Origin of the sequence: Mycolicibacter senuensis (assembly GCF_003284925.1) — a bacterium.
In the GTDB taxonomy this organism is placed as follows: Bacteria; Actinomycetota; Actinomycetes; order Mycobacteriales; family Mycobacteriaceae; genus Mycobacterium; species Mycobacterium algericum_A.
Map to the genome: position 1 here is coordinate 18,806 of NZ_QMEX01000016.1, position 13,335 is coordinate 32,140.

12 protein-coding genes are annotated in these 13,335 nt (G+C 66.8%); 8 read left to right on the forward strand and 4 right to left on the reverse strand.

What is annotated here, in order from left to right:
• Nucleotides 1-348: 348 nt before the first annotated feature.
• From DQP56_RS07175 to DQP56_RS07195, 5 genes are all read left to right on the forward strand, one after another.
• On the forward strand, nucleotides 349-1,284 hold the full coding sequence (locus DQP56_RS07175; protein ID WP_112684269.1) for an NAD(P)H-dependent flavin oxidoreductase: 936 nt from the start codon (nucleotides 349-351) through the stop codon (nucleotides 1,282-1,284).
• Between the two features lie 126 nt (nucleotides 1,285-1,410).
• Nucleotides 1,411-3,009 (forward strand): acyl-CoA carboxylase subunit beta, encoded by a 1,599-nt coding sequence (locus DQP56_RS07180; protein ID WP_112684270.1) that lies wholly within the window; start codon nucleotides 1,411-1,413, stop codon nucleotides 3,007-3,009.
• 8 nt (nucleotides 3,010-3,017) lie between these two features.
• Nucleotides 3,018-5,024 carry an acetyl/propionyl/methylcrotonyl-CoA carboxylase subunit alpha gene (locus DQP56_RS07185; protein ID WP_112684271.1) on the forward strand — a complete coding sequence of 669 codons (2,007 nt, stop codon included), beginning with the start codon at nucleotides 3,018-3,020 and terminating at the stop codon, nucleotides 5,022-5,024.
• On the forward strand, nucleotides 5,024-5,821 hold the full coding sequence (locus DQP56_RS07190) for a TIGR03084 family metal-binding protein (RefSeq protein WP_112684272.1): 798 nt from the start codon (nucleotides 5,024-5,026) through the stop codon (nucleotides 5,819-5,821). The genes DQP56_RS07185 and DQP56_RS07190 overlap by 1 nt, the downstream gene beginning before the upstream one ends.
• Complete coding sequence (locus DQP56_RS07195) at nucleotides 5,821-6,975, forward strand: acyl-CoA dehydrogenase family protein (protein WP_112684273.1); 1,155 nt, start codon at nucleotides 5,821-5,823, stop codon at nucleotides 6,973-6,975. Before DQP56_RS07190 ends, DQP56_RS07195 begins: the two co-directional genes overlap by 1 nt.
• Before the next feature lie 22 nt (nucleotides 6,976-6,997).
• On the opposite strand, the gene DQP56_RS07200 is transcribed toward DQP56_RS07195, so the two are convergent.
• Both DQP56_RS07200 and DQP56_RS07205 read right to left on the reverse strand, forming a co-directional pair.
• Nucleotides 6,998-8,425, reverse strand: coding sequence for a wax ester/triacylglycerol synthase domain-containing protein (locus DQP56_RS07200; protein ID WP_112684299.1), 1,428 nt, complete (start codon nucleotides 8,423-8,425; stop codon nucleotides 6,998-7,000).
• Between the two features lie 180 nt (nucleotides 8,426-8,605).
• Complete coding sequence (locus tag DQP56_RS07205) at nucleotides 8,606-8,926, reverse strand: GYD domain-containing protein (protein WP_112684274.1); 321 nt, start codon at nucleotides 8,924-8,926, stop codon at nucleotides 8,606-8,608.
• Nucleotides 8,927-9,192: 266 nt separating this feature from the next.
• Between DQP56_RS07205 and DQP56_RS07210 the strand changes: the two genes are divergently transcribed.
• The 3 genes from DQP56_RS07210 to DQP56_RS07220 are packed head-to-tail and all read left to right on the forward strand — an operon-like array spanning nucleotide 9,193 to nucleotide 11,858.
• A complete protein-coding gene (locus tag DQP56_RS07210; RefSeq protein WP_112684275.1) occupies nucleotides 9,193-10,236 on the forward strand; it encodes an enoyl-CoA hydratase/isomerase family protein in 1,044 nt (347 codons plus the stop codon).
• Between the two features lie 9 nt (nucleotides 10,237-10,245).
• Complete coding sequence (locus DQP56_RS07215) at nucleotides 10,246-11,019, forward strand: enoyl-CoA hydratase (protein ID WP_112684276.1); 774 nt, start codon at nucleotides 10,246-10,248, stop codon at nucleotides 11,017-11,019.
• A gap of 23 nt (nucleotides 11,020-11,042) precedes the next feature.
• The gene (locus DQP56_RS07220) at nucleotides 11,043-11,858 is read left to right on the forward strand and encodes an enoyl-CoA hydratase/isomerase family protein (protein ID WP_112684277.1); all 816 of its coding nucleotides are present in this window, start codon (nucleotides 11,043-11,045) and stop codon (nucleotides 11,856-11,858) included.
• Between the two features lie 88 nt (nucleotides 11,859-11,946).
• Here the strand turns inward: DQP56_RS07220 and DQP56_RS07225 are convergent, their stop codons facing one another.
• Nucleotides 11,947-12,591: a CoA transferase subunit B gene (locus tag DQP56_RS07225; protein ID WP_112684278.1), complete on the reverse strand. Its 645-nt coding sequence runs from the start codon at nucleotides 12,589-12,591 to the stop codon at nucleotides 11,947-11,949.
• Nucleotides 12,588-13,334 carry a CoA transferase subunit A gene (locus DQP56_RS07230; RefSeq protein WP_112684279.1) on the reverse strand — a complete coding sequence of 249 codons (747 nt, stop codon included), beginning with the start codon at nucleotides 13,332-13,334 and terminating at the stop codon, nucleotides 12,588-12,590. The genes DQP56_RS07225 and DQP56_RS07230 overlap by 4 nt, the downstream gene beginning before the upstream one ends.
• Between the last annotated feature and the right edge of the window lies 1 nt (nucleotide 13,335).

Below are 13,335 nucleotides of genomic sequence, written 5' to 3' on the forward strand. Positions count from 1 at the left end.
CTCCCCTCGAGAAGAATAAAGATTCCCCACCCACGATGCTGATCGCGATTTACTAGTGGCTACATGATTGGTGATCGCTATCACTTTGTCAACAGCTGCGCCGCAAATCGCCCGGGCCCCGCGCCGCACCGGCCCAGGGGGCGCCCCGCGACTGCCGCCAAAGGCCCGAGGGCCCATCGTCTTTCGCGCATCTACCTGGCGCATCACCGATTGCGGCGGCGGCTCGCGACCTCAGCGTCCCGCTGGACGACTGCGCCGCTCGACCGCCATATCGTGGGGCGACCGATCGCCGCCCGGAACCCGGGGGCCCTTCCCTGGCGACACGGTATTAGTTATTCTCAATTCACTATGCCAGCTCGTCATCCCTGGTTGGATCGACTCCGACTTCCGGTCATCGCGGCGCCGATGACCAGCGTTTCCGGCCCGGACCTGGTGATCGAGGCCAGTCGGAACGGTGTGATCGGCGCGTTTCCGACCCACAACGCCGCCACGGTCGAGCAGCTCGACGCGTGGTTGCACCGGATGGCCCGGGAACTGCCGCCCACCGCGGCGCCGGTCGCGCCGAACCTGGTGGTCCATCGCAGCAACCGGCGCCGGGACCGCGACCTCGACCTGCTGATCCGCCACCGGGCCGAATTGGTCATCACCAGCGTCGGCTCCCCCGCGCCAGTGGTCGGCCCATTGCACGACATCGGCTGCCAGGTGTACGCCGACGTCTCCAGCCTCGCGCACGCCGAGCGGGCGCTGGAGGCCGGTGTCGACGGATTGGTGCTCCTGACCGCCGGGGCGGGCGGTCAGACCGGTTGGGCCAACCCGTTCGCGTTCGTTCGGGCGGTGCGCGACTTCTTCGATGGCCCGATCACGCTGGCCGGCGGGATCAGCGATGGTCAGTCGGTGCTGGCGGCAGAGGTACTCGGCGTGGATTTGGCCTACCTGGGCACCAGGTTCATCGCGACCGACGAGAGCATGGCCGATGACGGCTACCGCGCCGCCCTGGTCAGCTCGACTCTCGACGACGTCACCCTGTCCAGCCGGGTTGGCGGGATACCCGCCAGCCTGCTCCGCAGCTGGCTCGACGTCCACAACGACGCGGATCCCGGCGAGCCGGGCGGCTTCGAACAGGATCGGCTGATCCGCAACCGCACGGCATGGAGCGCCGGCCACAGCGTGTCCGGTGTGCATGCGATCGCCCCGGTGGCCGAGGTGGTGCGCACGGTCGCCGAGCAGTACGCGGAAGCCAGCGGACGGCTACGGCAACGGCTCACCGAGACCGCCACCAGGTAGTGATTGTTGGCCAACTAGCAGCCCAGGTTCCCGGGGCAATCGCTGTATAGACTGGGCCTTTCGCTGAGCCCACCCATGCGTTAGTGTATTGCCATTCACTAACTGATAATCCTGGAAGGCAACCGCATGGGTGTGCTCACATCGGAAGTCGATGCGTCCTCGGAGACCTATCGCTGCAACTACGAGGTGCAATCCGCCGCCGTCGCCGCACTCAACGAACAGTTGGCCCTGGTCGCTGCCGGGGGCGGCGAGCGTTACGTCAAGCGGCATCACGATCGCGGCCGACTGCTGGTGCGCGAGCGGATCGAACTGCTCATCGACCGTGACGCCCCGTTCATGGAGCTGTCCCCGCTGGCCGCCTGGGGCACCGAGTTCAACGTCGGTGCCGCGATCGTCACCGGCGTCGGTGTGGTGTCCGGGGTGGAGTGCATGATCATCGCCCACGACCCCACGGTGCGCGGCGGCACGATGAATCCCTATACGCTGCGCAAAAACCTGCGGGCCCTGGAAATCGCGCGGATCAATCGGCTGCCCGTGGTGTACCTGGTGGAATCCGGCGGTGCCGACCTGCCGACCCAGTCCGAACTGTTCGTGCACGCCGGCAGGATCTTTCGCGACCTGACCGAACTGTCCTCGATGGGCATCCCGACGGTCGCGCTGGTATTCGGCAACTCCACCGCCGGCGGCGCCTACGTGCCCGGCATGTGCGACTACGCCGTCCTGGTCGACAAGCAGGCCAAGGTGTTCCTCGGCGGCCCGCCCCTGGTCAAGATGGCAACCGGTGAGGACGCCGACGACGAGGCCCTCGGCGGTGCCGACATGCACACCCGGGTGTCGGGTCTGGGCGACTATTTCGCCGTCGACGAGGTGGACTGCATCCGTATCGGGCGGGACATCGTCGAACACCTCAACTGGCACAAGCTCGGCCCGGGCCCCACAATGCCGGCCGACGACCCGCTGTATGACGCCGAGGAACTGCTCGGGATCGCCTCCGGGGACTCCCGGGTGCCGTTCGATCCGCGCGAGGTGATCGCCCGAATCGTCGACGGTTCCCGCTTCTCCGAATACAAGCCGCGCTGGGGTACCAGCATCGCCACCGGTTGGGCGTCCATCCACGGTTTCCCGGTCGGAATCCTGGCCAACACCCGCGGTGTGCTGTTCAGCGAAGAGTCCAAGAAGGCCACGGAATTCATCTTGCTGGCCAACCAGATCGACACCCCGCTGATTTTCCTGCAGAACGTCACCGGCTACATGGTGGGCACCGAATACGAACAGGGCGGCATCATCAAAGACGGCGCCAAGATGATCAACGCCGTCACCAACAGCACCGTGCCGCACATCACGATCAACATGGGCGGATCGTTCGGCGCCGGCAACTACGGGATGTCCGGCCGCGCCTATGACCCGCGGTTCATGTTCAGCTGGCCCAACGCCAAACTCGCGGTGATGGGCGCCCAACAGCTCGCCGGTGTGCTCTCCATTGTCGGGAAGGCCTCGGCCGCTGCGGCCGGAAGACCGTTCGATCACGACGCCGACGCGAAACGAACGGCGGAGATCGAGGACCAGATCGAGCGTGAATCGCATCCCTTCTTCGTCTCGGCGCGCATCTACGACGACGGGGTGATCGACCCTCGCGACACCCGCGCGGTGCTCGGTATGGCGCTGTCGGCGGCGCACTCCACCCAAGTGACCGGCCGCCGCGGCTTCGGCGTGTTCAGAATGTGAGGACTGTCATGGCATCGATCACCAAGCTACTCATCGCCAATCGCGGCGAGATCGCATCGCGGATCATCCGCACCGCCCGCGAGATGGACATCAGCACCGTCGCGGTGTTCTCCGACGCCGACCGCGACGCGCCCTATGTGTTGCAGGCCGACGAATCCGTCCACCTGCCGGGCACCGCGCCCAGCGACACCTACCTGCGGGCCGACCTGGTGCTGGACGCCGCCCGGCGCACGGGCGCCGACGCGATTCATCCCGGTTACGGGTTTCTTTCTGAGAACGAACAATTCGCCCGGGCGTGCGCCGAGGCGGGCGTGACCTTCGTCGGCCCCAGCCCGGAAGCCATCGCCGCGATGGGTTCCAAGATCGAAGCCAAGGCGATGATGCAGGCGGCCGGGGTACCGGTGCTGCCGGGCGCCACCGTCGAAAGCGACGACGACGAGCAGCCCGAACGCCTGCTGGCTGCCGCCGAACAGATCGGGTTCCCGATCCTGGTCAAAGCGGCCTTCGGCGGCGGCGGACGCGGCATGCGTATCGTCACCGACCAGGCCGATCTCGTCGAAGCGGTGCACAGCGCGCGCCGCGAGGCGGCCTCGGCGTTCGGCGACGGCACGGTGTTCTTGGAGAAGTTCGTCGAATCGCCGCGACACATCGAGGTGCAGATCTTCGGGGACAGCCACGGCACCGTGGTGCACCTCGGCGAACGCGAATGCTCAATCCAGCGCCGCTATCAGAAGATCGTCGAGGAGGCGCCGTCGACCGCCGTCGACGAGTCGCTGCGCGACGAGTTGGGCCGCGCCGCGGTCGCCGCCGGAAAGGCATTGTCCTACCAGGGGGCGGGCACCGTCGAATTCGTGATGGCCCCGGACGGTTCTTTCTACTTCCTGGAGGTCAACACCCGGCTGCAGGTCGAGCACCCGGTGACTGAATTGGTCACCGGAATCGACCTGGTGCGCGCGCAGCTGCTCGTTGCCGGCGGCGAGCCGCTGCCGCCGGAAATGCTGCATACCGCCCCGGACGGCCACGCCGTCGAGGTCCGGCTCTACGCCGAAGACGTTGCCGGCGGTTTCATCCCGGTGGCCGGAACACTGACCACCCTGGAGTTTCCCGACCTGCCGGGAACCCGGGTGGACAGCGGATTCACCTCCGGCTCCACGGTCAGCACGTTCTACGACCCGATGCTGGCCAAAGTGATCGGGTACGGCCAGACCCGCGCCGAGGCCTGCAGCCGGCTGGCGCGAGCGCTGCGCGAGACCGTGATCCACGGTGTCAACACCAACCGCGACCTGCTGGTCGGCATCTTGCGTGAACCCGAATTCCTCTCCGGGGCCATCGATACCGCCTACCTGCAGCGCCACGATCCAGCCGTGCTGATGGCCGGCCGCTCCGATGCGGCCGAGGTCGCGAGCGTCCACGCCTTGGTCGCTGCCATCGCCGCTCAGGCCGAGCGCCGCAGCAGCACCCCGACCCTGCCGGGGCTACCGTCGGGCTGGCGCACGTTGCCCAGCGCGCCGCAAGCCATCTCGTTCACCGTCGACGAGAACCGGATCGACGTGACGTATCGCTTTGAGCGCGGCCGGCTCGACGCGACCGTCGGTGATTGGCGACCCGAATCGGCGCGGATCAACCGGTCCTCCGGCACCGTGGTGGACGCCGAGCTCGATGGGGTCCGCCGTCGCTACCGTGTTACTCGCTGCGGCCCCGCCCATTTCGTGGACTCGACACTGGGATCGACGACCTTGCGCGAGGTCGAACGCTTCCCGGATCCGAGCACCCTGCAGGAGGCCGGCTCGCTGCTGGCACCGATGCCTGGTTCGGTGGTGCGAGTCGAGGTGACCGAAGGTCAACACGTCGCCGCCGGCACCACGGTACTGGTGTTGGAGGCGATGAAGATGGAGCACGCGGTACGGGCCCCGGTCGACGGGATCGTGTCCAGCGTTCAGGTCACCGCCGGTGAGCAAGTCGACTCCGGTCAGGTGCTGGCCGTTGTCCAGGACGCAGAGGCGGGAGACGCCTGATGGCTTTGGATTTCACCAAGCTGCTCAACGAGTTGCAGCACGAATCCGACCGGCTGCTGGCTTGCCTTGATGGCCTGCACGCCGAGCAGTGGGAGGAGCCCACACCGGCTGCGGGCTGGGCGATCCGTGATCAAATCTCGCACCTGGCCTACTTCGACGACGTCGCGGTGCTGGCCATCACCGATCCGTCGGAATTTCGCCGGGTCGCCGACGGTCACATGTCGGGAGGTATGGACTTTCCGGATCGCGTTGCCGAGCAGTTCCGTTCGCACAACGTCGCGGAACTGTTCGAATGGTTTTCGCGTTCAAGGGCGACGCTGGTGACGACGTTCACCGGTGAGGACCCGCGCCGCCGGATCCCGTGGTTCGGCCCCGAGATGAGTGTGGCGTCCTCGGCGACGGCGCGACTGATGGAGACCTGGGCACACGGCCAGGACGTCTACGACGCGCTCGGACGGCCACACCCGCCATCGACCGGCCTGCGCAGCATCGCCCACTTGGGTGTCAGCACGTTCGCCTTCACGCATCGGTTGCACGACCGCACCGTCCCCGACGAGCCGGTTCGCGTCGAACTGTGTTCGCCGGACGGCAGCGAAGTCTGGACATGGGGCCCCGCCGACGCCGCCAACCGCGTCCGGGGCCGAGCCGTGGATTTCGTCGGCGTGGTGACCCAGCGGCGGCACTGGGCCGACACGGAGCTGGTCGTCAAGGGCGACGTCGCCGGCGGGTGGCTCGACATCGCTCAGGCGTTCGCCGGCGCACCCGGTACCGGGCGCCCCCGAACTGTGGTGCGGTAGTGGACTTCCTCGAATCCCCCGAACACCGGGATTTGCGGGCCGCGGTCGCCGCGGTCACCGACCGCTACGGTCCCGACTATTTCGCCGAACGCGGAGTGGCGGGCGAGCCCACCGACGAACTCTGGAAGGAGCTGGCGCAGCACGGCTTCATCGGCATCAATTTCGCCGAGGAATACGGCGGTGGCGGCGCCAGCATGACCGAGCTGGCCATCGTCTGCGAAGAAACCGCCGCGCGTGGCTGCCCGCTGCTGCTGCTACTGGTGTCCAGTGCCATCTCGGGCGAACTGCTCGGCAAATACGGCAGTGCCGAGCAGCGGCGGCAGTGGCTGCCGCGGATGGCCGACGGATCCACCAAGGTGGTGTTCGCGATCACCGAACCCGACGCTGGTTCCAACAGCCATCGGATCTCCACCACCGCCCGGCGCGACGGCGACGACTATGTACTGACCGGCACCAAGTACTACATCTCCGGCGTCGACGAAGCCGGCGCGCTGATCGTCGTCGCCCGTACCGGCCACGATCAGGGCACCGACAGCTCGGCGCTGTCGCTGTTCCTGGTGCCCACCGATGCCGCAGGCCTGGTGAAACACCACCTTCCGGTGGGTATTCCGCTGCCCGAGAAGCAATTCACGCTGCACTTCGACGAGGTACGGCTGCCGGCCGATGCGCTGATCGGCGAGGAGCACGCCGGATTCCGTCAGGTTTTCGACGGCCTGAATCCAGAACGCATCACCGGTGCTGCGCTTTGCGTCGGTATCGGCCGCTACGCCGTCGGCAAGGGTGCGGACTATGCCCGAAGCAGGTCGGTCTGGGGTCCGGCCATCGGCTCCTACCAGGCCATCGCGCACCCGTTGGCCAAGGCCAAGATCGACGTCGATCTGGCCGCGATGATGACCGCCAAGGCGGCCTGGCTCTACCAGCACGGCCTGCCGGCCGGTGAAGCCTCCAACATCGCGAAATATGCTGCCGCCGAAGCCGCCCTGGGCGCGGTCGACCATGTCATTCAGCTGCACGGTGGCAACGGGCTCAGCGCCGAATACGGGCTGGTTCCCCAGTGGGGAGTGGCTCGCCTGCTGCGCATCGCGCCGGTCAGCCGCGAAATGATTCTCAACTACGTCGCCCAGCACAGCTTGCGGCTGCCCCGCTCTTACTGACAAGGCCTGCCCGCGCAGTCAGTCAGGTGCGACGTATGGTGTGTTCACCCGCAAGGTCGAGCACTTCGTCGAAGCCCTCGTGCAGGCAGCGGGAGAACACCGAGACATCGGTGATCACGTCGGGATCGAAATTGACACCGACGCAGCAGGTCCCCTCATAGGACAGCATCGTCACCATCGCCGCCACCCCCGGTCGCGGTCCGACCACGTAGAGCCGTGACACTTTGGCCCCGGCAAGATAGAGGGTACGGGCTACGCCACCGAGGTTGGAGGCCTGCAGATCGTTGGCCGCCGTCAGCTGCGCAGCGATCTGGGTGAGTGCCCGGCCGGGTAGCACGCTCAGCAGCGGGGCGATCAGATCGACGAAACCGAGTGCGGGTTCGGTGCGGGCATCGGCCACAAACCGGTGGATTGCCGCCACCCGCTTCCGCGGATCCGCTTCGCCCACCGGAGCGGCGAACTGTGCGGCGGCAAATCGGTTGCCCCCCAGCGGATCGTCAGCGGTGCGCAGGCTCATCGGAATGGCCATCGGAAGGTGCTCCAACCTGATATCACGCGTCTCGTGATAGCGGCGCATCCCGCCGAGCAGTGCGGCCAGGAAAGCGTCGTTGACCGACCCGTCCGCTGCTCGCGCGGCGGACTTCAAGCCGGCCAGCGGCACCTCCACCGTGGTGAACCGATACGCGGTCCCGCCATCCCGAAGAATCGGGGAACGCTCCGCGCCGGACGGAGTCAACATCCGGCGCAACGAATTTCCGAAACGAACGGCGTCTGTCAACGTCTCGACCGGGTCGGCGGCGAGGCGGGCGGCCACCCGCACGGCCCGGCGGACAAGCCCGGCCGGCGTACCGGCGGTGTGGGACAACAACCGCCTGACCAACAGGCCCGACGGTGACTCAGTGCGATTCGGGGGCGGTGTGGAGAGCGGGTACACCTCCCCGGTCTCGGGACCATGACCGTGGGTGGCATCGATCAACTGCATCATGCCCAGCCCATCGGTGAGACTGTGATGTCCCTTGAACAGATAGGCGGCCCGGCCTTCTGGAAGACCCCCGACCAGCATCGCTTCCCACGGTGGGCGCTGCACGTCCAGGGGGCGCGCCGCCAGCACCGACACGATCGCGTAGAGATCGTCCAATGCGGCGCCCTCCGGCAGCCGGACATGCTGCAGGTGGTAGTCCAGGTCGAAGTGCGGATCGGGGGACCATGCCGGCGTCACGACCGGCAGCGACGGTGCCACCACCCGCTCGCGGAGCCGTGGGATGCGCTGGATCCATCGGTCGTGGGCGGCCACCAGCCGGCCCCACTCGGGTTCGGCCTCGAGGATCTCGACCACCACCCCGGCTGACCGGGTGCGGTGGTCCCCCTCGGCGCGCCACATCACCGCCTCCCAGGCGCTCATGTCGGCCGGCCCGCCCCACGATGCCAACGAGTGACCGCTAGACACCATCGACATCGCTCCTCCCGGTTGCGCCGAACGCGTGATCGCGTCGGTGTGTCCGCGGGCGTCCAGCGCAACGCCGACGGTGCACCCATGCAATCACTTGCAACCGGTGCTCGTGAGCTCCAAACGGGGCATGTTGGTGTCCCGAAAGGGGTACCTGCGGCCACGTTTCGCCGACGCGGGCTCCTAAACGCGGGGCGGGCGATACCGGATGTCGAGCTTGGTCGCCTCGTCAACCTGCTCGGGTGTCAGCAGTGGGGTGGCGCGCGACACGGCGCCTCCGGAGGCGGCCGTTTGAACACTCAGCGCCTCCGCGGTCACCTCGTTGGGCACCTCGCCGATGACGATCAGGTCATCGGTACCCAGAGCGAAGTAACACGATTCAACCCGGCCGCCAGCACCTTCGACCATCGCGACGATGGCGTCACGTCTCGCGCTGCCACCCTGCGCGAGCAATCCTCGCGCGCCCTCGGCCGAGTAGCGCACCTGCCACAAATAGCGCCCCATCGAACATCCTTCGATCGTCGAACACCGCCATCGACATCATCCACCCGAGACGCGGTTCGGCGGCGGGGTTTCGCCGATCTGGCGGCGACTGCCGGGGGCTCGGGCCGCAAAGATCTCCCCTCAGGGGGATGACTCCCCCACCAACCGCAAATTACCGTGGAAGTCGGCGACGCCAGTCGCCATTTCGCCCGATGAATCCGGGCGCGGTGCGGCGCAACGCAAGTGCGGTTGCGTCAATCTCGAACCAGACGAATCGATGGAGATGTATGCAGACGACTGGTGTCGCCGACGAGGTTTTAGCTCGTGTTGTGGACGGGGTGGGGTTTTTGACCCTGAATCGTCCGAAGGCGATCAACTCGCTGAACCTGCCGATGGTGACCGCGATGAGCGCGGCACTGTCTGCCTGGGTCGACGATCCGGCGGTGCGCGCGGTGGTGTTGGCCGGGGCCGGCGAGCGCGGACTGTGCGCCGGCGGTGACGTGGTCGCGATCTATCACAGCGCCAAAGCCGACGGCGCCGACGCGCGACGCTTCTGGTACGACGAGTACCTGCTCAACGCGGCCATCGGCGAGTTCCCCAAACCGTACGTGTCGCTGATGGACGGCATCGTGATGGGCGGCGGCGTCGGAGTCGGCGCACACGCCAACACCCGGGTGGTCACCGACACCACCAAAATGGCCATGCCCGAAGTCGGCATCGGCTTCATCCCCGACGTCGGCGGCACCTACCTGCTGTCGAGGGCCCCGGGCCAACTCGGCCTGCACGCCGCCTTGACCGGTGCCCCGTTCACCGGCCCCGATGCCATCGCACTGGGTTTCGCCGACCACTACGTGCCGCACACCGCGCTGCAGGGCTTCACCACGGCGATCATCACCGACGGCGTCGACACCGCCCTGGCCGCCCACGCGGTCGAAGCGCCGCCGAGCCCACTGGCCGCACACCGGGACTGGATCGACGAGTGCTACGCCCACGACACCGTCGCGCAGATCGTGGACGCGCTGGCCGGCCACGCCAGCCCCGACGCCAACGCCGCGGCCGAACTGATCGGCACCCGGTCCCCGGTCGCGTGCGCGGTGACGTTGGAGGCGGTGCGTCGGGCGGGCCCGCTCGCCACCCTGCAAGACGTGCTGCTCCAGGAATACCGAGTGTCGTGCGCGTCGCTGCGCTCCCATGACCTGGCGGAGGGCATCCGCGCCCAGTTGGTCGACAAGGACCGCAATCCGCAATGGTCTCCGGCGACGCTGGCCGAGGTGACCGCCGCCGACATTGAAACGTATTTCGTCCCCGCCGAACCCGATCTGTCCTTCTAAGGAGAACCCATGACTTACGGAACCATCCTCGTCGACCGCGACGGTCGCGTCGGCACCATCACCCTGAACCGGCCGCAGGCGCTCAACGCCCTTAACAGCCAGGTGATGAACGAAGTCACCCCCGCCGCAGCAGAATTCGATGCCGACCCGGGCATTGGGGCCATCATCATCACCGGGAGCGCCAAGGCGTTCGCCGCCGGAGCGGACATCAAAGAGATGGCCGATCTGAGCTTCGCCGAGGTGTTCGCCGCGGACTTCTTCGCCGCCTGGTCCAAGCTGGCCGCGGTACGAACCCCAACCATCGCCGCGGTGGCCGGGCACGCCCTGGGCGGCGGCTGCGAACTGGCGATGATGTGCGACCTGCTGATCGCCGCCGACACCGCCAAATTCGGCCAGCCGGAGATCAAGCTGGGTGTGCTTCCGGGCATGGGCGGCTCCCAGCGCCTGACCCGGGCCATCGGCAAAGCCAAGGCGATGGACCTGATCCTGACCGGCCGCACCATCGACGCCGCCGAGGCCGAGCGGTCCGGCTTGGTGTCTCGTGTGGTGCCGGCCGACGACCTGCTGGCCGAGGCCGGCAAGGTCGCCGCCACCATCGCCGGGATGAGCCTGTCCGCAGCCCGAATGGCCAAGGAAGCCGTCAACCGGGCCTTCGAATCCACCCTGGCCGAAGGGCTGCTCTACGAGCGCCGCCTGTTCCACTCGGCGTTCGCGACTGACGACCAAACCGAAGGCATGACCGCGTTCACCGAAAAGCGCGCACCCAACTTCACCCACCGCTAGACCGACGTCTAGGAGAAACCACCATGAGCACGCCCGCCGAGCTGGTCGGTTACCGACTCGAGCCCACCCACCCGAAAACACCCGACGATGTGCTGGCCGCCTACCTGATCCTGGACGATCCCGCGCGGCGTAACGCGTTGTCTGATGCGCTGCTGGATCAGCTGACCGCACTGTTGCAGCGCGCGGCATCCGATCCGCGGGTCAGGGTCATCGTGCTCACCTCATCGCATGAACGGGTCTTCTCTTCCGGCGGCAACCTCGACGCCTTTACCGATGAGCGAGCCACAATCGTGAAATACGCTGGCCTGTCCCGATTCCCGACGCTTTTCCGCACACTCACCAGCATTGACAAACCGGTGATCTGCGCCGCAAACGGTGACGTGCTAGCCGGCGCGCTGGGCATCGCGTTGGCCTGTGACCTGGTCATCACCAAAGAATCGGCCCGGTTGGGCTGCCCGGAGATCAATGTGGGCGCATTCCCGTTCATGATCTCCGCGTTGATCTTCCGCGCGACCGGACGGCTCGTCGCCAACGAGCTGCTGATGACCGGCCGGCTGCTCACCTCCGCCGAGGCGGCGGCCGCCGGTCTGGTCAACAAGGTGGTCTCCGATGCCGGGTTTGACGGTGCTGTGCGCGATTGGGTCGCCGAGATTGCCGGCAAGTCACCACTTTTGCTCGGCATGGGCAAGAAGGCGCTGGCCGCAACCCGGGACCTGTCCTTGGATTCAGCCTTGGACTACCTGCAAGCCCAGCTTGCGTTGGCGTTCACCACCGACGACCTTGCCGAAGGGGTGTCCGCTTTCAAGGAGAAGCGGTCGCCGCAATGGCGCAACACCTGATCACCGATCAACCTCGTTTCGTCGTCAACCAGCTCTGACCGCGCCGCTGTGCGCGGCCATCGCCGACGACGGAACGAGGCTGCGGGTGTCAACCGACCGTGATCGGAAGAATCAAGGGCGGTTCGGTTTTCGCGACGACCTCGTCGACACCGACACCGGGGGCGGTCTCGATCAGACGCAACCCGTCGTCGGTGACGTCGATGACAGCAAGATCGGTGAAGATGCGGTTCACGCATCGCTTGCCGGTCAGCGGCAGCGTGCAGCGCTCTACGATCTTGGCGCTGCCGTCCTTGGCGGTGTGTTCCATCATCACGAAAACTCGCTCCACACCGTGCACCAGGTCCATCGCCCCGCCCATACCCTTGATCATCTTGCCAGGGATCGCCCAGTTAGCCAGGTCCCCCGCCGCCGAAACCTGCATTGCACCCAGCACCGCGACGTCGAGGTGTCCGCCGCGGATGACCGCAAACGAGGCCGAGGACGGAAAGAACGAGGCGCCAGGCGCAGTGGTCACCGTCTCCTTGCCGGCGTTGATCAGATCGGCATCGAGATCCTCGGGCCGTGGGTAGGGCCCAATTCCCAGGATTCCGTTCTCCGAATGCAGCACGACGGTGACGTCGGCCGGGATGTGACTCGGAATCAACGTGGGCAACCCGATGCCGAGGTTGACATACTGCCCGTCATGCAGTTCGGCTGCCACCCGGGCAGCCAACTCTTCGCGGCTCCAACTCATCGGCGCACGGTCTCCTTCTCGATTCGCTTGGGCGGGTTGGGAACGTGCACCACCCGGTGCACATAAATCCCGGGCGTATGCACTTGGGCAGGGTCGATCTCACCGGGTTCGACCAGATGCTCGACCTGTGCGATGGTGATGCGGCCCGCTACGGCGCAGTCCGCATTGAAGTTTCCGGCAGCCCGGCGGTAGACCAGGTTGCCGTGTCGGTCGCCCTTGAAGGCGTGCACTAGGGCGAAGTCGGTACGGATCGCCCGTTCTAGAACGTGCGTGGCACTGTCGAATTCGCGGGTCTCCTTCGCCGGCGAGGCGACAGCGATTGTCCCGTCCGGGTGGTACCGAAAGGCCAGACCGCCGTCGGCCACCTGAGTCCCGACGCCTGTCGGCGTGTAGAACGCGGGGATGCCGGCCCCGCCGGCACGCAACCGTTCCGCCAACGTTCCCTGCGGGGTCAGCTCCAGCTCCAGCTCACCGGTCAGATATTGTCGCGCGAACTCCTTGTTCTCCCCCACATAGGAGTTGACGGTTCTCCGGATCCTTTTGTGCTGCAACAGCAGCCCTAAGCCGATCCCGTCTACCCCCAGGTTGTTGGACACGGTCTCCAAATCCCGGACTCCGAGGTCGAGCACCGCCTGGATCAACGCCTCGGGAATGCCTGACAACCCGAATCCACCCACCGCCAGCGACGACCCGTCCGTCACGTCGGCAACGGCCTCCGCGGCAGTCACCACCACCTTGTCCATC

Bases quoted from the DNA above. Each gene is read 5' to 3' on its own strand.
- DQP56_RS07230 (WP_112684279.1), bottom strand. From the start codon at position 13,334: ATGGACAAGGTGGTGGTGACTGCCGCGGAGGCCGTTGCCGACGTGACG.
- DQP56_RS07205 (WP_112684274.1), bottom strand. From the start codon at position 8,926: ATGGGGCGCTATTTGTGGCAGGTGCGCTACTCGGCCGAGGGCGCGCGA.
- DQP56_RS07220 (WP_112684277.1), top strand. From the start codon at position 11,043: ATGAGCACGCCCGCCGAGCTGGTCGGTTACCGACTCGAGCCCACCCAC.
- DQP56_RS07185 (WP_112684271.1), top strand. From the start codon at position 3,018: ATGGCATCGATCACCAAGCTACTCATCGCCAATCGCGGCGAGATCGCA.
- DQP56_RS07225 (WP_112684278.1), bottom strand. From the start codon at position 12,591: ATGAGTTGGAGCCGCGAAGAGTTGGCTGCCCGGGTGGCAGCCGAACTG.
- DQP56_RS07200 (WP_112684299.1), bottom strand. From the start codon at position 8,425: ATGGTGTCTAGCGGTCACTCGTTGGCATCGTGGGGCGGGCCGGCCGAC.
- DQP56_RS07180 (WP_112684270.1), top strand. From the start codon at position 1,411: ATGGGTGTGCTCACATCGGAAGTCGATGCGTCCTCGGAGACCTATCGC.
- DQP56_RS07215 (WP_112684276.1), top strand. From the start codon at position 10,246: ATGACTTACGGAACCATCCTCGTCGACCGCGACGGTCGCGTCGGCACC.
- DQP56_RS07190 (WP_112684272.1), top strand. From the start codon at position 5,024: ATGGCTTTGGATTTCACCAAGCTGCTCAACGAGTTGCAGCACGAATCC.
- DQP56_RS07175 (WP_112684269.1), top strand. From the start codon at position 349: ATGCCAGCTCGTCATCCCTGGTTGGATCGACTCCGACTTCCGGTCATC.
- DQP56_RS07210 (WP_112684275.1), top strand. From the start codon at position 9,193: ATGCAGACGACTGGTGTCGCCGACGAGGTTTTAGCTCGTGTTGTGGAC.